Below are 17,573 nucleotides of genomic sequence, written 5' to 3'. Positions count from 1 at the left end.
TCAGATCCCCAGCATCATCCGCACGATCGATTCCAGCCCGCGCCCGAGCGCCCGTGTATTGTCCGCATCGAGGTGAATGCCATCGATCGGCGTGGTCTGGGCAACGGAATTGCCATCGAAGAAGCCACAGCCGAGTTCGTCGGCAAGATCACGATAAAGCGTTGCGAGCTTTGCCGATTCCTCGATGCCACCGGGAAACGACGCGGCGAAGGGCACATTGCCCGTCGCGCAGATCGCCGGCGGCGCCACGATCAAGATCTCCGGCCCATCGAATTCGAAGGGCCAGGCATGATTGCGGATGAGCCGCACGAGCCGGCTGATGCCTTGGCACGCGGCAAAGGCGGAACCTGATACAACCGGCTTCATGTCGTTGGTGCCGAGCAGCAGGATGACGAGATCGAGCGGTGCGTGCGTCTGCAGGATCGTCGGCAGGATGCGCGCACCGTTGCGATCGCAATCGGCGAGGTGGTCGTCGAAAGCGGTCGTGCGCCCATTCAGGCCTTCGGCGATGACACGCGCCTCACTGCCGAGCACTGCCTGGAGCACGCTCGGCCAGCGGTTTTTGTAATCATGACGGCCGATCGTCTCGGCGTCATAACCCCAGGTTAGCGAGTCACCATAGCAAAGAACGGTCTTGGTCATTTCCGCCTCCGCGCTGCTATCAGACAAGCATGCCCATCGGGTTTTCGATATAGCCCTTGAAGGCCTGGAGCAGCTCGGCGCCGAGCGCGCCGTCGACGCAGCGATGGTCGGTCGACAGCGTGACCGACATCACGGTGGCGATCGCCATTTCGCCCTTCTTGACGACGACCCGCTGTTCCCCAGCGCCGACCGCGAGGATCGTCGCATGCGGCGGATTGACGACGGCGGCGAAGTTCTTCACGCCCATCATGCCCATGTTCGAAACCGAGCTGGTGCCGCCCTGATATTCCTCGGGCTTCAGCTTGCGGTCCTTGGCCCGCTTGCCGAGATCGCGCATCTCGTTGGAGATGACAGACAGCGTCTTCTGCTCGGCCTTGCGGATGATCGGCGTGATCAGGCCGCCGGGGATCGAGACGGCGACGCCGACATCGGCATGCTTGTGCTTGACCATGTTGCTGTCGGTCCACGATACGTTGGCGTCGGGAACGTCGCGCAACGCCAGCGCCATGGCCTTGATGACCATGTCGTTGACCGAGAGCTTGTAGGCCGGAGCGTTGTCCTTGCGCGGCGCCGCATCGTTCAGCTGGGCACGCAGCGCCATCAGAGCGTCGAGTTCGCAATCGACGCTGACGTAGAAATGCGGGATCGTCTGCTTGGATTCGACCAGGCGCCGAGCGATGGTCTTGCGCATGCCGTCATGCGGCACGAGCTCGTAGGAGCCCGGCTCGAAGAGCTTGAGAACGGCTTCCTCGGAAGCGCCCTTCGGCGCTGCAGCGGCCGGGGCCGGGGCTGCGGCGGCCTGCGGAGCGGCCGCCGGTGCGGCCGCAGCCTTGGCGCCACCGCCGGCAACGGCAGCTTCGACATCGCTCTTGACGACGCGGCCATGCGGGCCGGAGCCTGCGACGGCCGAGAGGTCGATGCCGGCTTCCTTGGCCAGACGGCGCGCGAGCGGCGAAGAGAAAGTGCGGTTGCCGTCAGCCGAAACCGCCGCGGGTGCGACGGCAGGCGCCGGTGCGGACGGGGCCGCAGCCGGTGCAGCTTCGGCCTTCGGCGCAGGTGCGGCTTCAGCCTTGGGCGCCGGAGCGGCGGCACCCGCGCCGCTTGCGGCAGCGGCGACATCCTCACCATCGGCGGCGAGAATGGCAATCAGCGCATTGACCTTAACGCCCTCGGTGCCGGCGGCAACGACGAGCTTGGCGACCGTGCCTTCATCGACGGCTTCGACTTCCATCGTCGCCTTGTCGGTCTCGATCTCGGCGATCACATCGCCAGACTTGACCGTGTCGCCTTCCTTGACCAGCCACTTGGAAAGATTGCCTTCTTCCATGGTCGGAGAGAGGGCGGGCATCGTGATATTGATCGGCATCGAGATACCCTCCCCTTATTTGTAGCAAACAGCCTTCACCGCATCGACGACTTCGCCGACGTTCGGAAGGGCGAGCTTTTCGAGATTGGCGGCGTAGGGCATCGGCACGTCCTTGCCCGCAATCGTCAGGATCGGCGCATCGAGATAGTCGAAGGCCTGTTGCATGACGCGGGTGGCGATTTCAGTCCCGACCGACGACTGCGGATAACCTTCCTCGACGGTGACCAAGCGACCGGTCTTCTTGACCGATTCGATGATCGTCGGAAGATCCATCGGGCGGATGGTGCGAAGGTCGATCAGTTCGACGTCGATACCGATCTTCTCGAGTTCGGCAACCGCCTTGGTCGCATAGGTCATGCCGATGCCGAAGGAGACGACCGTGGCGTCCTTGCCCGAACGATGGATGCGGGCCTTGCCGATCGGCAGGACGAAATTGTCGAGCTTCGGCACGTCGAAGTGCTGACCGTAGAGAATTTCGTTTTCGAGGAAGATGACCGGGTTCGGATCGCGGATCGCCGCCTTCAGCAGGCCCTTGGCGTCGGAGGCCGTGTAGGGCATGACGACTTTCAGGCCGGGGATGGCGCTGTACCAGGCCGCATAGTCCTGGCTGTGCTGGGCGCCGACGCGGGCAGCCGCACCGTTCGGGCCGCGGAAGACGATCGGAGCACCCATCTGGCCGCCGGACATATAGAGCGTCTTGGCGGCCGAGTTGATGATGTGGTCGATCGCCTGCATGGCGAAGTTGAAGGTCATGAATTCGACGATCGGGCGAAGGCCTGCCATCGCGGCGCCGACACCGACGCCGGCAAAGCCGTGCTCGGTGATCGGCGTGTCGATGACACGGCGGGGGCCGAATTCCTGCAGCAGGCCTTGCGTGACCTTGTAGGCGCCCTGGTACTCGGCAACTTCCTCGCCCATGACGAAGACGTCTTCGCTGGCGCGCATTTCTTCGGCCATGGCGTCGCGCAGCGCTTCGCGCACGGTCGTCGACACCATTTCGGTGCCGGCCGGGATTTCGGGATCGTTCGGAACGACGGCCTTCGGCTCGGCCGGAAGCGGTGCGGAGGCGGAACCGGTATTGGTCGGCTTCTCTTCCTGGGCAACAGCGGGCGCTGCCGCGGCGGCCGGCTTAGCGGCGGAAATGTCCGAAGCGGATTCGCCGTCCTGCAGCAGCACGGCGATCTTGGTGTTGACCTTGACACCTTCGGTGCCGGCATCGACGAGCAGCTTGCCGATGATCCCTTCATCGACGGCTTCGACTTCCATCGTCGCCTTGTCGGTTTCGATTTCGGCAATCACGTCGCCGGAGGTGACTTTGTCACCTTCCTGCTTCAGCCATTTGGACAGCGTGCCTTCTTCCATCGTCGGAGAGAGGGCGGGCATGAGGATATCGATAGGCATGGGTTCCCTCCCCGATTAGAGCAGAATGTCGGTATAGAGCTCGGATGCATCCGGCTCCGGATCGGCCTGGGCGAAATCGGCGCTGTCGGCGACGATGTCGCGGACATCCTTGTCGATCGCCTTCAGATCGTCTTCGGAAGCCCAACCCTTTTCGATGAGGCGCGCCTTGACCTGTTCGATCGGATCCTGCTCGGAGCGCATCTTCTGCACTTCCTCCTTGGAGCGATACTTCGCCGGATCGGACATGGAGTGACCGCGATAGCGATAGGTCAGCATTTCCAAGATGATCGGGCCCTTGCCGGAGCGGCAATGTTCGAGCGCCTCGTCGGCCGCGGCCTTGACGGCGCGAACATCCATGCCGTCGACCTGAATTCCGGGGATGCCGAAGCCGGAGCCGCGCAGCGAGTAGTTCGACTGCGCCGTCGCGCGGGCGGTCGAGGTGCCCATGGCGTAACGGTTGTTCTCGACGATATAGACGATCGGCAGCTTCCAGAGAGCCGCCATGTTGAAGCTCTCGTAGACCTGGCCCTGGTTGGCGGCGCCGTCGCCGAAATAGGCGATGGAGACATTGCCGTTGCCGCGGTAGCGGTTTGCAAAGGCAAGACCCGTTCCGAGCGAAACCTGGGCGCCGACGATGCCGTGACCGCCGTAGAAATGCTTTTCTTTCGAGAACATGTGCATCGAGCCGCCCTTCCCGTGGGAATAGCCGCTGCGGCGCCCGGTCAGTTCCGCCATGACGCCGCGCGCTTCCATGCCGGTTGCCAGCATGTGGCCGTGGTCGCGATAGGCGGTGATGACCTGGTCGCCTTCCTTCTGCGCCATCTGCATGCCGACGACGACAGCTTCCTGACCGATGTAGAGGTGGCAAAAGCCGCCGATGAAGCCCATGCCGTAAAGCTGACCGGCCTTCTCCTCGAAGCGGCGGATCAGCAGCATTTCGCGATAGGCCTTAAGCTCCTCATCGCGATCGAAGTCGGCCACAGGGCCTCCATTCGATGCCTTGGCTGCCGGTTTTGCTGCAGTTTTGCGGCTGGAAACGGTCGCGGTCTTTCGCGGCGCCATTCAACCCTCCCTATGGGTTTGTCGTTTCTCGGTGGCGCGTACCATAGGGAAGAAACATGACCACAGCAATGCCATAATTGCATGGCTCGTATTCGGCACTAAATTATTGATAAAACAGAGAAAAATACAATTAACCCAATTCAGGTTAATTGGAATAATGATTGAATATGACGATCTCGTCGGCGCGCGACATATTGAGCTGATAGCGCGCTTTTTCGTCCAGCATATCCTTGTCGAGCGAACCGTCACTCAGCAGCGCGACCTGATTTTCCAGATGTTCGCGCTTCGCCTTCAAGATCGCAAGCTCTTTTTCGCGTGCGACACGCTGATGCTCGAACGTTTCCGTCGCGCGCAGGCCGTAATCGCCATGAATGCAATGATAACCGAAATAGGAAAGGAAGGCGACCGTCATGGCCGGAATGACGAAGCGGCCGAGCTTTCTCTTCTTATGATGCTTTGTCCACATACACGCATGCTCTTGAACGCATTACCAATTCGTTCAATCTACCGCGCAGAGATTAACCGTTCGTTGACTCTAAAGAAGCGCAACAAAAAACCCGCGCCGGGAGGGCGCGGGTCGAGCATTGCCAATCAGATCAGCCGCGGATGATCGAACGGCCGGCATACTGGGCCTGGGGGCCGAGACCTTCTTCGATGCGGATCAGTTGGTTGTACTTGGCAAGGCGGTCGGAACGCGACAGCGAGCCGGTCTTGATCTGACCGCAGTTGGTGGCGACCGCGAGATCGGCGATGGTCGAATCTTCGGTTTCACCGGAGCGGTGCGACATGACGGCGGTGTAGGCTGCCTTGTGCGCCGTGTTGACGGCGTCAAGGGTCTCCGTCAGCGAGCCGATCTGGTTGACCTTGACGAGGATCGAATTGGCGACGCCCATGCGGATGCCGTCGCGAAGACGGGCGGAATTGGTGACGAAGAGATCGTCGCCGACGAGCTGGGTCTTCTTGCCGGCCAGGTCGGTCAGCGTCTTCCAGCCGTCCCAGTCGTCTTCGGCCATGCCGTCCTCGATCGAGATGATCGGATATTTGGCGGCGAGTTCGGCCAGATATTCGGCCATGGCGCCCGATTCGAGCGTGCGGCCTTCACCTTCGAGAACGTATTTGCCGTCCTTGAAGAATTCCGTCGAGGCGCAATCGAGGCCGAGGTAGATGTCCTCACCCGGCCTGTAGCCGGCTTTCTCGACCGACTTGACGATGAAGTCGAGGGCTTCCGAAGCGCTCTTCAGGCCCGGTGCGAAACCGCCTTCGTCGCCGACATTGGTGTTGTGGCCCTGTGCGGCAAGTTCCTTGCGGAGCGTATGGAAGACTTCCGAGCCCATGCGCACGGCTTCGGCGATCGTGTCGGCGCCGACCGGCAGGATCATGAACTCCTGGAAATCGATCGGGTTGTCGGCATGGGCGCCGCCGTTGATGATGTTCATCATCGGCACCGGCAGGAGGCTGGCGGAAGCGCCGCCGACATAACGGTAAAGCGGCAGGCCGGAGGCCTGGGCGGCAGCCTTGGCGACGGCGAGCGAGACGCCGAGGATGGCGTTGGCGCCGAGGCGCGACTTGTTCGGCGTGCCGTCCAGCTCGATCATGATGTTGTCGATCTGGATCTGGTTTTCGGCGTCGATGCCGCCGATCGCGTCGAAGATCTCGGTGTTGGCGGCATCGACCGCCTTCTGGACGCCCTTGCCGAGGTAGCGCTTGCCGCCGTCGCGCAGCTCGACCGCCTCATGCGCGCCCGTCGAGGCACCCGAGGGAACGGCCGCGCGGCCCATGCTGCCGTCTTCGAGATAGACATCGACTTCGACGGTGGGGTTGCCACGGCTATCGAGAATCTCGCGGGCGATGATATCGGTGATTGCAGTCATGGGTTCTTCCTGCTCGGTGGGTGATAAGTCGTTCGAAGCCTGTCATAATCGAAGGCGTGCAAATTACAATGGCGCAGTTTTCCGCCTTCGAACCAGCTTGTCCGATCTCGCCTACAGCACGATCATGTCAGGCTGTTGAACGTCAGGCCTTGGCGACCGCGTCGAAGGCGAGCAGCTTTTCCAGAAGCCGCGGCATGTCCTTGAGATAGACCATGTTCGGGCCATCGGAAGGCGCATTGTCCGGGTCCTGATGGGTTTCGACGAAGACGCCGGCAATGCCGGTCGCTACCGCTGCACGCGCCAGCGTTTCCACGAATTCCCGTTGACCGCCGGAGGAATCCCCCTGCCCGCCCGGCTGCGCCACGGAATGTGTGGCATCGAAAACAACGGGGGCGCCCATCGCTGCCATGATCGGCAACGAACGCATATCGGAAACCAGAGTGTTGTAACCGAAGGAGGCGCCGCGCTCGCACAGCAGCACGTTCGGATTGCCGCTGGCGTTGAGCTTCTTCAGGACGTTCTTCATATCCCAGGGAGCGAGGAACTGGCCCTTCTTGACGTTGACGACGCGGCCGGTCTTGGCGGCGGCGATGAGAAGATCGGTCTGGCGGCAGAGAAAGGCTGGAATCTGCAGCACATCGATCACCTCTGCCACTTCGGCGCATTGCTCGGCGGTATGGACATCGGTCAGGACGGGAAAGCCGAATTCCTTCTTCAGGTCGGCAAAGACCTCCATACCCTTTTCAATCCCGATGCCGCGTTCGGCCGAAAGCGAAGTGCGGTTCGCCTTGTCGAACGAGCTCTTATAGACGAGGCCGATGCCGAGCTTTTCGCAAAGCTCCTTCAGCGTGCCGGCGACCATGAAGGCGTGGTCGCGGCTCTCCATCTGGCAGGGGCCGGCAATCAGCGACAGGCGGCCGGCATTTGAAAAGGTGACCTGGCCCTGGCCTTCGCCGATCTTGACTTCGGAATTCGTATCGGTGCTCATCGTGTTTCCTCGAAGGCGAAGAGCGTGCCCTGCCCGGGCGCGGGCTTCACCAGAATGCGATTGTTCTTGCGCGTATACGTCACTCCGTTAGCAGCCAAATGCGCTTCTGTCACGGCAAGATCGGCGACAGCAAAGAGGATTGCCCGGCCGCGCAGGCCGCGGTCGGCGGATGAGACGGCGATCTCGAAATAGGCCTCCAGCCCTTCCGGCGTCATCAGGCTGATTCTCGCATTCGACGCGGCGATATTGACGCCGAAACCGGTTTTCTCGATTGCCGGCTGCGCCGCGACGAGGCTGACGAAGGCGCCGAATGCGGCGGCATCAGGCGCGCAAAGCGCAACCTCGGTTATGCCGATGACGCCATTGGCATGTTTCTCCAGCGCACCACGGTCAGCCGGGAGCGGGTTGATGCGCTGACAGGTGAAGAGGAAGAAATCAGGCGCCCGCAGATCGCTGGCGAAAGCCAATTTGAAGCTGCCGACGCTCTCGGAACCATCCGGCATCATCATCGGCCGGCTGAACTCCAGCATCTCGCCGGCGCTCGATCCCTTGCTGGCGAAATTCTTATGATCACGGGCAGAATCTTCGGTGGCGAAGACGATTGCCGAAAGCCCCTCCTCGCCGCAGCGGAAACGGAAAGCCTGGTTGCGGGCGGTGAAGACATTGCCTTGCCGCGCCGACGTCTCGCTCTCGGCGATGCTCGCAACCCCGAGCGGCTCCAGATAGGTCTTGTCGGCAAAAAAGACGCAGGCATTTTCCGTTCCGAAGGGATGGCGCGCCTCGGCGGCAACGGTAAAGCCGAGCTTGCCGAGCCTTTCGCGCGCCAGATCGATATTGACGACGGGCAGCACGACGTGATCCAGCGGATGCGGTTTGGCGGAATGCGCGTTCATGATATCCCCTCTCGTGGCAAAGCAGAGATGTGTGAGAGTGCCACCCAAGGCAAGACTTGTCCGCCAATCCGGCGAACGAAAATAAAAATCTCAACGAGTTGGCGGCAAGTTTTACGGAAATTTAGCCACTTGCGGAACACATATGGAACATATAGTGTCTGTTCTGGATTTGTTTCAATCAGGGGTCTGACGTCGATGCTCACGCGCAAACAACAGGAGCTTCTCCTTTTCATTCATGAGCGCATGAAGGAGTCCGGCGTTCCGCCGTCTTTCGACGAAATGAAGGATGCCCTCGATCTTGCCTCGAAGTCCGGCATTCATCGCCTGATTACAGCGCTCGAAGAACGCGGCTTCATTCGCCGCCTACCGAACCGGGCCCGGGCACTCGAGGTCATCAAGCTTCCGGAGGCCTACAGCCCCAGCATCCAGCCACGGCGGGGCTTTTCGCCGAGCGTCATCGAAGGCAGCCTCGGCAAGCCCCAGCCGGTCGCCGCTCCCGCTCCTGCCAAACCTGTCGCCGATAACGGCAACTCGGTCTCCGTGCCTGTTATGGGCCGGATCGCCGCCGGCGTGCCGATCTCGGCGATCCAGAACAATACCCACGACATCGTCGTTCCCGCCGACATGCTCGGCTCCGGTGAACATTATGCGCTCGAGGTCAAGGGCGATTCGATGATCGATGCCGGCATCTTCGACGGCGACACCGTGATCATCCGCAACGGCAGCACCGCAAGTCCCGGCGACATCGTCGTTGCCCTCGTCGATGACGAGGAAGCGACGCTGAAGCGCTTCCGCCGCAAAGGCGCCTCGATCGCGCTGGAGGCCGCCAACCCGGCATACGAGACCCGGATCTTCGGGCCGGACCGCGTCAAGGTACAGGGCAAGCTCGTCGGCCTCATTCGCCGCTATCACTGACACCAGACAGGCCGGATTCGGCAAAACTGTTGCTGCGCCAGTCATAGGCGCGATGGCGCATCCATGGCCGCGACAGGGTCTCGAATGCGCTCACGACCTCCAGGCCGGCATCGGTGAAGCGCAACTCCACGGAGCCTGTCCTGCGCAGCGTCTCGCCGGTAAAGAGCGTCCCACCAGAGCGGCAGCTGTTGAAACGCAGGCGGACCGATGTCACGACGATATCGGCCGCATCGCAGGCCGGACCGAGATAGGCGGCATTGTCGATGACGGTGACGATATGGCCATTGCCGAGCCTTGATGTGCACCAGGCCTTCTTGACGCAGGAAAAACGGTTTGCGTCGCCGCCCGCGGCCGCCGCCTGCATCGCCGTCCTCGCTTCGTTCTGCTGATCGCGGGAGAGCCTGACGCGGCGGTCTTCTCCTTCCGGCGGGATAGCGGGACCATCCAGCATCTTCGGCGCTGCATGCGTCGGCAGGACCAGCGCTCGCTGCCACTGGTCGAAGATGAAATCCGGCGGGTTTTCACGGTTGGAAGCGATCGCCGCGACCGCGACGACCGCAACCAGACTACCATCCTCCGAAATCACCAGGTCCGGCGGCCGGGGAACCGGCAGAAGCAGCAGGATAAGAGTCGCGACTGATATGATCGATGTGCCGACATGGCGCAGCCGGGTGCGCAGCAGCGTCAGCAGCAGAAAGCCTGCCACGGCAACAGCGAAATACCAGGCGGGCAAGCGGCCGATGCCGATATCACCGCCCCAGCCGGACACCGTCTTGGCGACCGCAATCACCAGATCGAGGCCGAATCCGACCACCTCCCAGAGGGGAGCGTCCAGACCGAAAGGCATGAGCAACATCGCCAGCAGCCCGGCCGGCATGACGATGAAGGAAATGATCGGCATCGTCGCGAGGTTTGCCGGCAGGCCGTAAGCGGTCAGGCGATGAAAATGCTCGATCGAAAACAGCGCGGTGGAAAAACCGCCGATCAGCGAGGTCAGAAAGACGCCGCCGAAGAAACCGGCGACGGCGACCACCGGCCTGACGATCGGCAGTTTCAGCAAGGCGTTTTCCCGGACACGCCGATCCTTCCACAGCTGATAACCCGATACCAAAGCCAATGTCGCGGCAAAGGACATTTGAAAGCTCGGGCCCAAGACTTCGGAGGGTGAAATGGCGATGATGACCAACGCGGAGAGAACGACATTGCGCAGGCTGATCGATGGCCGATCGAAGAACACGGCAACCAGCATGATGGCCATCATGATAAAGGCGCGTTCGGCCGAGACCCCGAAACCGGAGATCAGGAAATAGGCGGTGACGGCGATGAGCGCGCCGGCGGCGGCGATCTTCTTGGTCGGATAGGCCTGGGCGACGCCGGGAAAGAGGCTGAGCAGCATCCGGAAACCGACGAAGAAGATGCCGGCCGACAACGCCATATTGAGGCCCGAGATCGCAACGATATGGGCAAGGCCGGACTGGCGCAGCGCCTCCGTCGTCGCATTCGAGATGGCGCGCCGCTCATCCGTCACCAGAGCAGCGGCAAAAGCGCCCGTGTCGCCGGGCAGGATCGATCGTATGCGGTCGCCGATGCCGCTGCGCAGCCGGTAGAGCCATTCGAGCAGAGCGTCCGACGTCGACCTGGCAGCCTGCGGGCCTGCCTGCACGTCGACTTTCTCAGGCGCGCCATAGAAGAAACCATTGGCGCCGATGCCATCGAAATAAGCACCGAATGAGAAGTCGTTGAGCGCAGGAAGTGCGGGGCCTGCCGGTGGCGTCAGCCGTGCCCTGCCGGTGATAATGTCGCCGATCTCGAAAGGCGCGTCGGCGCCACGGACGATTGCGGTTATGCGTCCCGGCGGCCGCTTCAACTCCGGCGCCTCCGTGCCCGCGACGGCAAGAATGTAGCGCCAGCGCCCGCGGCCGTCGCCTTCCCGCCGTTCGACACGGCCCGTCACCGTCGTCGTCACGGATGAATCGAGGATGACGGTCGAAGCCCGCCAGCTCTCGAACTCAGCCGAGAGCATGCCGCAGGCGAAAAGTGCAAGCGCAGCGAACGTCGCCCGCAATGCCGGCCGGCTGCGGCCGGTCAGGAAAACCGCGGCCGCCGGCACCAGCAGGCAAAGCAGCGATGCAACGAGGGGAAAATCCGATGCGGCGAGAAACCAGACGGCCGAGCCGGCGCCGAGGAAGACCGGCGAGAACAGCAGCAGACGGCCATGATCGGCTTCCTCGGCCAGCATGCAGGCCCCGGCACGCAGCGATTGCATGGCTGCGGCCGGCAGCCGGTGGCGCAACGGCACTGCCGACTGTGTCCTTGCCGGTCGCGTCACCACGACAGACGCAGCAAAATCCGGCTGATCGGCGACGCCGGTGCCCGCTTCCGGCCGCAATTCGACTGTCGTCAATTCCTGCATATGCCGCCCAAGGTCACCCGCACTGGCGGCCAGAATGCAACCTTCAATCAAAACGAGCAAGAATAATCGATTGAAATATGAGGGGAAATCGCGAGCGCCAAAAGACCAGTCGAATCATTGGCTTCCGCTATGCGTGCGGCTCATCGCTGCAGTGCCTAAAAGGTGATGCCGCAATGCACAAAATGCCATCGGGGTAACTTGGCATTAGCTTCGCGATCATATAGCTATCGGTGAGGACGCTTAACCCCTATGGCGCTTTTGTGGCGCCACCGCCAGTTCGGAGGATCAGCATGACGGATCAAAGCGCAACAATAAAAATCGGTGACAAATCAGTCGACCTCGCTGTCAAAAGCGGCACGATCGGCCCGAGCGTCATCGATATCGGTGCTCTCTACAAGAACACCGCTTCCTTCACCTACGATCCGGGTTTTACCTCGACCGCATCCTGTGAATCCAAAATCACCTATATCGACGGCGACGAGGGTGTGCTGCTGCATCGCGGCTATCCGATCGAGCAGTTGGCCGAGCATGGCGACTTCCTCGAGGTCTGCTACCTGCTTCTCTACGGCGAACTGCCGACCACCGCGCAGAAGAAGGATTTCGATTATCGCGTCACGCACCACACCATGGTGCACGAGCAGATGAGCCGCTTCTTTACCGGCTTCCGCCGTGATGCGCATCCGATGGCCGTCATGTGCGGCTGTGTCGGCGCGCTGTCGGCCTTCTATCACGACTCCACCGACATCACCGATCCGCACCAGCGCATGGTCGCCAGCCTGCGCATGATCGCCAAGATGCCGACGCTCGCCGCCATGGCCTACAAGTACCATATCGGCCAGCCCTTCGTTTACCCGAAGAACGATCTCGACTACGCCTCGAACTTCCTGCGCATGTGCTTTGCCGTGCCCTGCGAGGAATATGTGGTCAATCCGGTGCTTGCCCGCGCCATGGATCGTATCTTCATCCTGCATGCCGACCACGAGCAGAACGCCTCGACCTCGACCGTCCGGCTCGCCGGCTCGTCGGGCGCCAACCCGTTCGCCTGCATCGCCGCCGGCATCGCCTGCCTCTGGGGCCCCGCCCATGGCGGCGCCAACGAAGCGGCGCTCAACATGCTTTCGGAAATCGGCTCGGTCGACCACATTCCGGAATATATCGCCCGCGCCAAGGACAAGAACGATCCGTTCCGCCTGATGGGCTTCGGTCACCGCGTCTACAAGAACTATGATCCGCGCGCCAAGATCATGCAGAAGACGACGCATGAAGTGCTCGGCGAACTCGGCATCAAGGACGATCCGTTGCTCGAAGTGGCGATGGAGCTGGAGCGCATCGCGCTCACCGACGAATATTTCATCGAGAAGAAGCTCTATCCGAATATCGACTTCTATTCCGGTATCACGCTGAAGGCGCTGGGCTTCCCCACGACCATGTTCACCGTGCTGTTCGCGCTCGCCCGCACCGTCGGCTGGATCGCCCAGTGGAACGAGATGATCGAAGATCCGGAACAGCGCATCGGCCGTCCGCGCCAGCTCTATGTCGGCGAACCGAAGCGCGATTACGTGCCGGTTTCGAAACGCTGATTGCTTCGAACTCCAAAAGAAAACCCGGTCAGGAATGGCCGGGTTTTTTGTTGGCTAAAACAGCGAGCACGATCTGCGCCGAATGCTCACCAGGCGGTATTTCCGTCTGCATTCGCTGCCAGATAAGTTCGTAGCCTTCCTTCATTGCCTTGAGCTGGTAGGTGTCGGCCGACAGCCTTTCCATCCAGCGCGCAAGGCTTGCGCCGCGAACGACGTCGTTCAGATATTCCGGCACAACCGGGTAATCCGCGATCAGGTTCGGCAGTGCGCCGGTCCAGGTCTTGATGCGCCCTGTCAGCATTCGCATGATCCAGTCGACCTTGTAGGCGGAGACGACGGGAACGTCGGCAAGTGCAAGTTCAAGAATAACGGTTCCGGACGCCGCCATGGCTGCATCGGCCGCAGTGAAGGCTTTCCATTTCGCTTCCGCCCCGACAACGATCTCCGGCTTTAGCGCCCATCCCGCCGTCATTTCGCGGACAAGCGCCTCTTTGTGCGTCACCGTCGGCAGAATGAAACGCGTCGGCCCGTTGCGCGCGACAAGCTCCTTCGTTGCCGCTTCAAAATAAGGCAGGAGATTCTTGATCTCAGAGGAACGCGATCCGGGAAGAAGAAGGATCGTGCCGTTGCCGGGCTGCCGGCCGGCGCGCGCGCTTCGGGTTTGCAGCAACGCGGGGTCGGCCGTCAGGCGATGCCCGACATAGGTCGTCGGCGGCCCGCCGAGCGCGCGCATCGTTGCCGGCTCGAAGGGGAGAACGGCGAGTACGTGATCGACATAGGCGAGCATGCGCGTGGCGCGATATTCCTTCCAGGCCCACACACTCGGACAGACATAATTGACGACAGGCAGATCGGGCAGCGCGGTGCGGACCCGCTTTGCGACGCGATGGGTGAAATCCGGGCTGTCGATAATCAGCAGAATGTCAGGCCTTGCAGCGATGATGGCAGCGGTCGTCTGGCGGATCAGCGTATAGAGCTTCGGCAGCCGGCTCAGCACCTGGGTGATGCCCATGATCGAAAGCTCGGAAAAATCGAACAGGGATGTCAGGCCCTCGGCCTGCAGCCCCTCGCCGCCGACGCCGACGAGTTCCACCGGCCCGCCGTGAATCCGCTTCAGGGCAGCGATGAGATCGGCGCCGAGCAGATCACCCGACACCTCGCCGGCAATGACGGCGATTTTCAGCGGCGACCCATTCATTCGAGCCCCCATGTCGGCAGGCCGCGATCGATACCGCAGACAAAAAGACCGGACTCATCGGCGGCCTTGATGACGGCGGCGCGATCGAGCACCAGCGCGCGGCCGGCCTCGACGGCGACGCCGGCAAGGCCGGCATTCGCAGCGTTCAGAATCGTGGAAACGCCGATCGCCGGCAGGTCGGCGCGGATATCCTGTTGCGGCTTGCAGAGCTTGACGAGCGCGCCGCGCCGCCGCGGCGAGATGCGCCCGGCAGCCCTGAGACCCGCGACACGGTCCAGCATCTCATCCGTGCCCTCAAGACCCTCGAGTGCCACGACCCGTCCGCCGATGCTGATAGCACCCTGCCCGACGTCGAGCCGGCCGAGCATGTCCGCGGCTTCGGCGGCCCGGCTGATATCGCGCCGATCTTCCTCGCCGGGCACGACCGCGCCAAGCGGGCCGACGGAGGCCAGCAGGTCGGGGGCGATTTCATGGGCGCCGACGACGCGGCGGCCGTTTCCCTCGATCAGCCGGATCACCATCTGCAGAACCGTGTCGTCGCCGCCGGAGAGCAGCGTGCGGATGGCGGCCGGCACCTTCATCAGGATGCGCAGCGTCGGGCGCACCTCGCGCCATTCCGGCCGGCGGCGCACGCTGCCCGACATCACGACACGGCCGACGCCATAACGGTTGAAGAGCCCATCGAGGGCGGCGAAATCGCCGATGCCGATGACGGCATGATCATAACCCTCCCAGCGCCGGTCGCTTTCATCCTTCAGCGCGACAATGACGGGATTTTCACCCGCCGCGCGCGCGGCTTCGGCGACATAGGAAGGCAGAAGACCGCCGCCGGCAATGATCGCCAGCCGCCCCGCAGCGGTTTCGCCTGATAAAACCACGGATTAGCCCTTCTGCCCCCGGGTCGGCGAGGACAAGGCGCGGTCGCTGTCGGCGGCGATGAAATCGAGGATGTGGACCACCTGCTCGCAATCGGCATATTCGTCACGGATGGCGGCGGCGTTTTCGCGGATCGAGGCCGTTCCTTCGAAGATCGATTTATAGGCGCGGCGCACCCTGTGGATGACGGCGCGGTCGACGCCGGCCCGCGTCATGCCGACGACATTGAGACCGCCCAGCAGCCCGGGATTGCCGTTCAGCATGCCATAGGGAATGACGTCGTAACTCACCGCCGAAAGCCCGCCGACGAAGGCCTGACGGCCGACGCGGGTGAACTGGTGAACGGCCGAGCCGCCGCCCAGGATGACGCGATCCTCGATGACGACATGGCCGGCGAGCATGACGTTGTTCGACATGATCACGTGGTTGCCGACCCTGCAGTCATGCGCGACATGGGAATTGGCCAGGAAGAGGTTGTTGTCGCCGACGATCGTCTGGCCGCCGAAATCGGCCGTGCCGGTGTTCATCGTCACACCTTCGCGGATCGTGCAATTGGCGCCGACCGTCAGCGTCGTCTCCTCGCCGCCGTGATGCACGCTCTGGGGATCACCGCCGACGACGGCCATAGGGAAGATGCGTGTGCCCTTGCCGATCACGGTGCGGCCGGTGACGACCGCATGCGCCAGGAGCTCGACATTCGCATGGAGCACGACATGCGGGCCGACATAGCAGAAGGGACCGATCTTGACGCCCTCACCGACAACAGCGCCGTCTTCGACGACAGCCATCGGATGAATATGGGCGCTTTCGGCGATATTGCTCATGCCTGATCCTTACGAACGATCATCGCGCCGATATCGGCCTCGGCGACAAGCGCGCCGTCAACCTTGGCGTCGCAATGGAATTTCCAGATATTGCCGCGCTGCTTATGCTTCTTGACATGGAATTCGACGCGATCGCCGGGCAGGACGGGCTTGCGAAAACGCGCATTCTCGATGGTCATGAAATAGACGAGGTTGCCGGGCTGACCTTCCTTCTTGGCACAGATCGCACCCGCGGTCTGCGCCATGCCCTCGATCAAGAGCACACCAGGCATGATCGGAGCTTCCGGAAAATGGCCGGTGAAATGCGGCTCGTTCACCGTGACATTCTTGATGCCGATCGCGCTGTTGTCGCCATCGATCTCGATGATCTTGTCGACCATGAGAAACGGATACCGATGCGGCAGCAGCTTCATGATCTCGATGATGTCAGCCGAAGAAAGCGTTGTCGTGGCTTCCTCAGTCATTTTCCTTGCCTCCAGGGTTCCTTCCACGCAGCTTGCTTTTCGACACCTGCTGTGCGGCCTCTCTCAGATAGTCTTTTAGCGGACGTGCTGGGACACCGCCATATTGTCCGCCGGCTGGAAGGTCGGTCATGATACCGCTTTTGGCGGCAATCTGCACGCCGTCGCCGATCGTCACATGCCCCTTGATGCCGACCTGGCCGCCGATCTGCACGCCATTGCCGATCTTCGTGCTGCCGGCGATGCCGACTTGCGCAACGATGGCGCAATGGCGACCGATCTGGACATTGTGGCCAATCTGCACCTGGTTGTCGATCTTGGTGCCTTCGCCGATGACGGTATCGTCCATGGCGCCGCGGTCGATCGTGGTGTTGGCGCCGATTTCGACTTTGTCCTGGATGATCACACGGCCGATCTGGACGATCTTGATCATGCCGCGCGGACCCGGTGCATAACCGAAACCATCCTGGCCGATGCGCACGCCGTTGTGGATGATGACACCGTTGCCGATCAGCGCGCAGAGAACGCTCGCACCGGCTGCGATCGAACAATCCCGGCCGATCTTGACGCCTGGACCGATAAGGCTGTGTGCGCCGATCCGTGTCCCTTCACCGATCTCGGCATGCGGACCGATGACCGCCATCGGCTCGACGATCACGCCCTTTTCGAGTTTGGCGCTCGGGTCGATCACAGCGCTGGGTGCGATTTCGCCTTCGCCTGAGGAAAAAACGACCGGGCGCAATGCCGCGGGATAGAGCAGACCGCCCGCCATCGCGAAGGCCGCATGCGGATTGGACGACAGGATGACCGGGATATGCTCGGGGACGAGATCGGCGAGCGCCTTGTCGCAGATCACCGCCGAGGCTTCGCATGTCGCCAGTTCATCGCGGCTGCGGCGCGACAGGATATAACAGAGATCGCCCGCGCGCGCCCGGTTGAGAGGGGCAACGGAGCTGACGACAACATCTGAATGGTCGGAATTGACGAGTTCCGCCCCAAGAAACTCTGCCAGCTCAGCGAGCTTCAGACCTTCATGGGGCAGAAAAAAAACGTTTTGCTCCATCGGCAATGCTCCAGAACGGA

At 62.1% G+C, this 17,573-nt stretch carries 16 protein-coding genes; 2 read left to right on the top strand and 14 right to left on the bottom strand.

What is annotated here, in order from left to right; genetic code table 11:
* From QMO82_RS10990 to QMO82_RS10955, 8 genes are all read right to left on the bottom strand, one after another.
* Nucleotides 1-642, bottom strand: coding sequence for an SGNH/GDSL hydrolase family protein (locus QMO82_RS10990; RefSeq protein WP_183607443.1), 642 nt, complete (start codon nt 640-642; stop codon nt 1-3).
* A 19-nt stretch (nt 643-661) separates the two neighbouring features.
* Entirely contained in the window at nt 662-2,008 is a 1,347-nt protein-coding gene (locus QMO82_RS10985) for a pyruvate dehydrogenase complex dihydrolipoamide acetyltransferase (RefSeq protein WP_183607444.1), read from the bottom strand.
* A 15-nt stretch (nt 2,009-2,023) separates the two neighbouring features.
* The gene (locus tag QMO82_RS10980; RefSeq protein ID WP_183607445.1) at nt 2,024-3,409 is read right to left on the bottom strand and encodes a pyruvate dehydrogenase complex E1 component subunit beta; all 1,386 of its coding nucleotides are present in this window, start codon (nt 3,407-3,409) and stop codon (nt 2,024-2,026) included.
* A 15-nt stretch (nt 3,410-3,424) separates the two neighbouring features.
* Nucleotides 3,425-4,471, bottom strand: coding sequence for a pyruvate dehydrogenase (acetyl-transferring) E1 component subunit alpha (pdhA, locus tag QMO82_RS10975; protein ID WP_183607446.1), 1,047 nt, complete (start codon nt 4,469-4,471; stop codon nt 3,425-3,427).
* Nucleotides 4,472-4,616: 145 nt separating this feature from the next.
* Nucleotides 4,617-4,937 carry a septum formation initiator family protein gene (locus QMO82_RS10970; protein ID WP_011425208.1) on the bottom strand — a complete coding sequence of 107 codons (321 nt, stop codon included), beginning with the start codon at nt 4,935-4,937 and terminating at the stop codon, nt 4,617-4,619.
* Between the two features lie 130 nt (nt 4,938-5,067).
* A complete protein-coding gene (gene eno / locus QMO82_RS10965; RefSeq protein ID WP_183607447.1) occupies nt 5,068-6,342 on the bottom strand; it encodes a phosphopyruvate hydratase in 1,275 nt (424 codons plus the stop codon).
* Between the two features lie 142 nt (nt 6,343-6,484).
* The gene (gene kdsA / locus QMO82_RS10960) at nt 6,485-7,330 is read right to left on the bottom strand and encodes a 3-deoxy-8-phosphooctulonate synthase (protein WP_183607448.1); all 846 of its coding nucleotides are present in this window, start codon (nt 7,328-7,330) and stop codon (nt 6,485-6,487) included.
* Nucleotides 7,327-8,223: a VOC family protein gene (locus tag QMO82_RS10955; protein ID WP_183607449.1), complete on the bottom strand. Its 897-nt coding sequence runs from the start codon at nt 8,221-8,223 to the stop codon at nt 7,327-7,329. Before QMO82_RS10955 ends, kdsA begins: the two co-directional genes overlap by 4 nt.
* A gap of 195 nt (nt 8,224-8,418) precedes the next feature.
* Between QMO82_RS10955 and lexA the strand changes: the two genes are divergently transcribed.
* The gene (gene lexA / locus QMO82_RS10950) at nt 8,419-9,138 is read left to right on the top strand and encodes a transcriptional repressor LexA (protein ID WP_029873161.1); all 720 of its coding nucleotides are present in this window, start codon (nt 8,419-8,421) and stop codon (nt 9,136-9,138) included.
* Here the strand turns inward: lexA and QMO82_RS10945 are convergent.
* A complete protein-coding gene (locus QMO82_RS10945; protein WP_183607450.1) occupies nt 9,119-11,551 on the bottom strand; it encodes a ComEC/Rec2 family competence protein in 2,433 nt (810 codons plus the stop codon). The two genes, lexA and QMO82_RS10945, sit on opposite strands and share 20 nt — an antisense overlap.
* Nucleotides 11,552-11,841: 290 nt before the next feature.
* Between QMO82_RS10945 and gltA the strand changes: the two genes are divergently transcribed.
* Complete coding sequence (gene gltA, locus QMO82_RS10940; protein WP_097618837.1) at nt 11,842-13,131, top strand: citrate synthase; 1,290 nt, start codon at nt 11,842-11,844, stop codon at nt 13,129-13,131.
* Between the two features lie 28 nt (nt 13,132-13,159).
* On the opposite strand, the gene lpxB is transcribed toward gltA, so the two are convergent.
* The 5 genes from lpxB to lpxD are packed head-to-tail and all read right to left on the bottom strand — an operon-like array spanning nt 13,160 to nt 17,553.
* Nucleotides 13,160-14,329, bottom strand: coding sequence for a lipid-A-disaccharide synthase (lpxB, locus tag QMO82_RS10935; RefSeq protein WP_183607451.1), 1,170 nt, complete (start codon nt 14,327-14,329; stop codon nt 13,160-13,162).
* A complete protein-coding gene (locus QMO82_RS10930; RefSeq protein WP_183607452.1) occupies nt 14,326-15,207 on the bottom strand; it encodes an LpxI family protein in 882 nt (293 codons plus the stop codon). Before QMO82_RS10930 ends, lpxB begins: the two co-directional genes overlap by 4 nt.
* A 3-nt stretch (nt 15,208-15,210) precedes the next feature.
* Nucleotides 15,211-16,029, bottom strand: a complete 819-nt coding sequence (lpxA, locus tag QMO82_RS10925; protein WP_183607453.1) for an acyl-ACP--UDP-N-acetylglucosamine O-acyltransferase — start codon at nt 16,027-16,029, stop codon at nt 15,211-15,213.
* Complete coding sequence (gene fabZ / locus QMO82_RS10920) at nt 16,026-16,493, bottom strand: 3-hydroxyacyl-ACP dehydratase FabZ (RefSeq protein ID WP_097618841.1); 468 nt, start codon at nt 16,491-16,493, stop codon at nt 16,026-16,028. The genes lpxA and fabZ overlap by 4 nt, the downstream gene beginning before the upstream one ends.
* Complete coding sequence (gene lpxD, locus QMO82_RS10915; protein WP_183607454.1) at nt 16,486-17,553, bottom strand: UDP-3-O-(3-hydroxymyristoyl)glucosamine N-acyltransferase; 1,068 nt, start codon at nt 17,551-17,553, stop codon at nt 16,486-16,488. The genes fabZ and lpxD overlap by 8 nt, the downstream gene beginning before the upstream one ends.
* Nucleotides 17,554-17,573: the final 20 nt, after the last annotated feature.

It is taken from the genome of Rhizobium sp. BT04 (assembly GCF_030053135.1).
GTDB lineage: Bacteria > Pseudomonadota > Alphaproteobacteria > Rhizobiales > Rhizobiaceae > Rhizobium > Rhizobium binxianense.
Note: the sequence above shows the minus strand (reverse complement) of the source record. Positions and strands in the feature narration are given on the sequence as shown.

Excerpts from the sequence above, each read along its gene's own strand:
- QMO82_RS10990 (WP_183607443.1), bottom strand. The coding sequence starts at position 642 with ATGACCAAGACCGTTCTTTGCTATGGTGACTCGCTAACCTGGGGTTAT.
- QMO82_RS10985 (WP_183607444.1), bottom strand. The coding sequence starts at position 2,008 with ATGCCGATCAATATCACGATGCCCGCCCTCTCTCCGACCATGGAAGAA.
- QMO82_RS10980 (WP_183607445.1), bottom strand. The coding sequence starts at position 3,409 with ATGCCTATCGATATCCTCATGCCCGCCCTCTCTCCGACGATGGAAGAA.
- pdhA (WP_183607446.1), bottom strand. The coding sequence starts at position 4,471 with ATGGCGCCGCGAAAGACCGCGACCGTTTCCAGCCGCAAAACTGCAGCA.
- QMO82_RS10970 (WP_011425208.1), bottom strand. The coding sequence starts at position 4,937 with ATGTGGACAAAGCATCATAAGAAGAGAAAGCTCGGCCGCTTCGTCATT.
- eno (WP_183607447.1), bottom strand. The coding sequence starts at position 6,342 with ATGACTGCAATCACCGATATCATCGCCCGCGAGATTCTCGATAGCCGT.
- kdsA (WP_183607448.1), bottom strand. The coding sequence starts at position 7,330 with ATGAGCACCGATACGAATTCCGAAGTCAAGATCGGCGAAGGCCAGGGC.
- QMO82_RS10955 (WP_183607449.1), bottom strand. The coding sequence starts at position 8,223 with ATGAACGCGCATTCCGCCAAACCGCATCCGCTGGATCACGTCGTGCTG.
- lexA (WP_029873161.1), top strand. The coding sequence starts at position 8,419 with ATGCTCACGCGCAAACAACAGGAGCTTCTCCTTTTCATTCATGAGCGC.
- QMO82_RS10945 (WP_183607450.1), bottom strand. The coding sequence starts at position 11,551 with ATGCAGGAATTGACGACAGTCGAATTGCGGCCGGAAGCGGGCACCGGC.
- gltA (WP_097618837.1), top strand. The coding sequence starts at position 11,842 with ATGACGGATCAAAGCGCAACAATAAAAATCGGTGACAAATCAGTCGAC.
- lpxB (WP_183607451.1), bottom strand. The coding sequence starts at position 14,329 with ATGAATGGGTCGCCGCTGAAAATCGCCGTCATTGCCGGCGAGGTGTCG.
- lpxA (WP_183607453.1), bottom strand. The coding sequence starts at position 16,029 with ATGAGCAATATCGCCGAAAGCGCCCATATTCATCCGATGGCTGTCGTC.
- fabZ (WP_097618841.1), bottom strand. The coding sequence starts at position 16,493 with ATGACTGAGGAAGCCACGACAACGCTTTCTTCGGCTGACATCATCGAG.
- lpxD (WP_183607454.1), bottom strand. The coding sequence starts at position 17,553 with ATGGAGCAAAACGTTTTTTTTCTGCCCCATGAAGGTCTGAAGCTCGCT.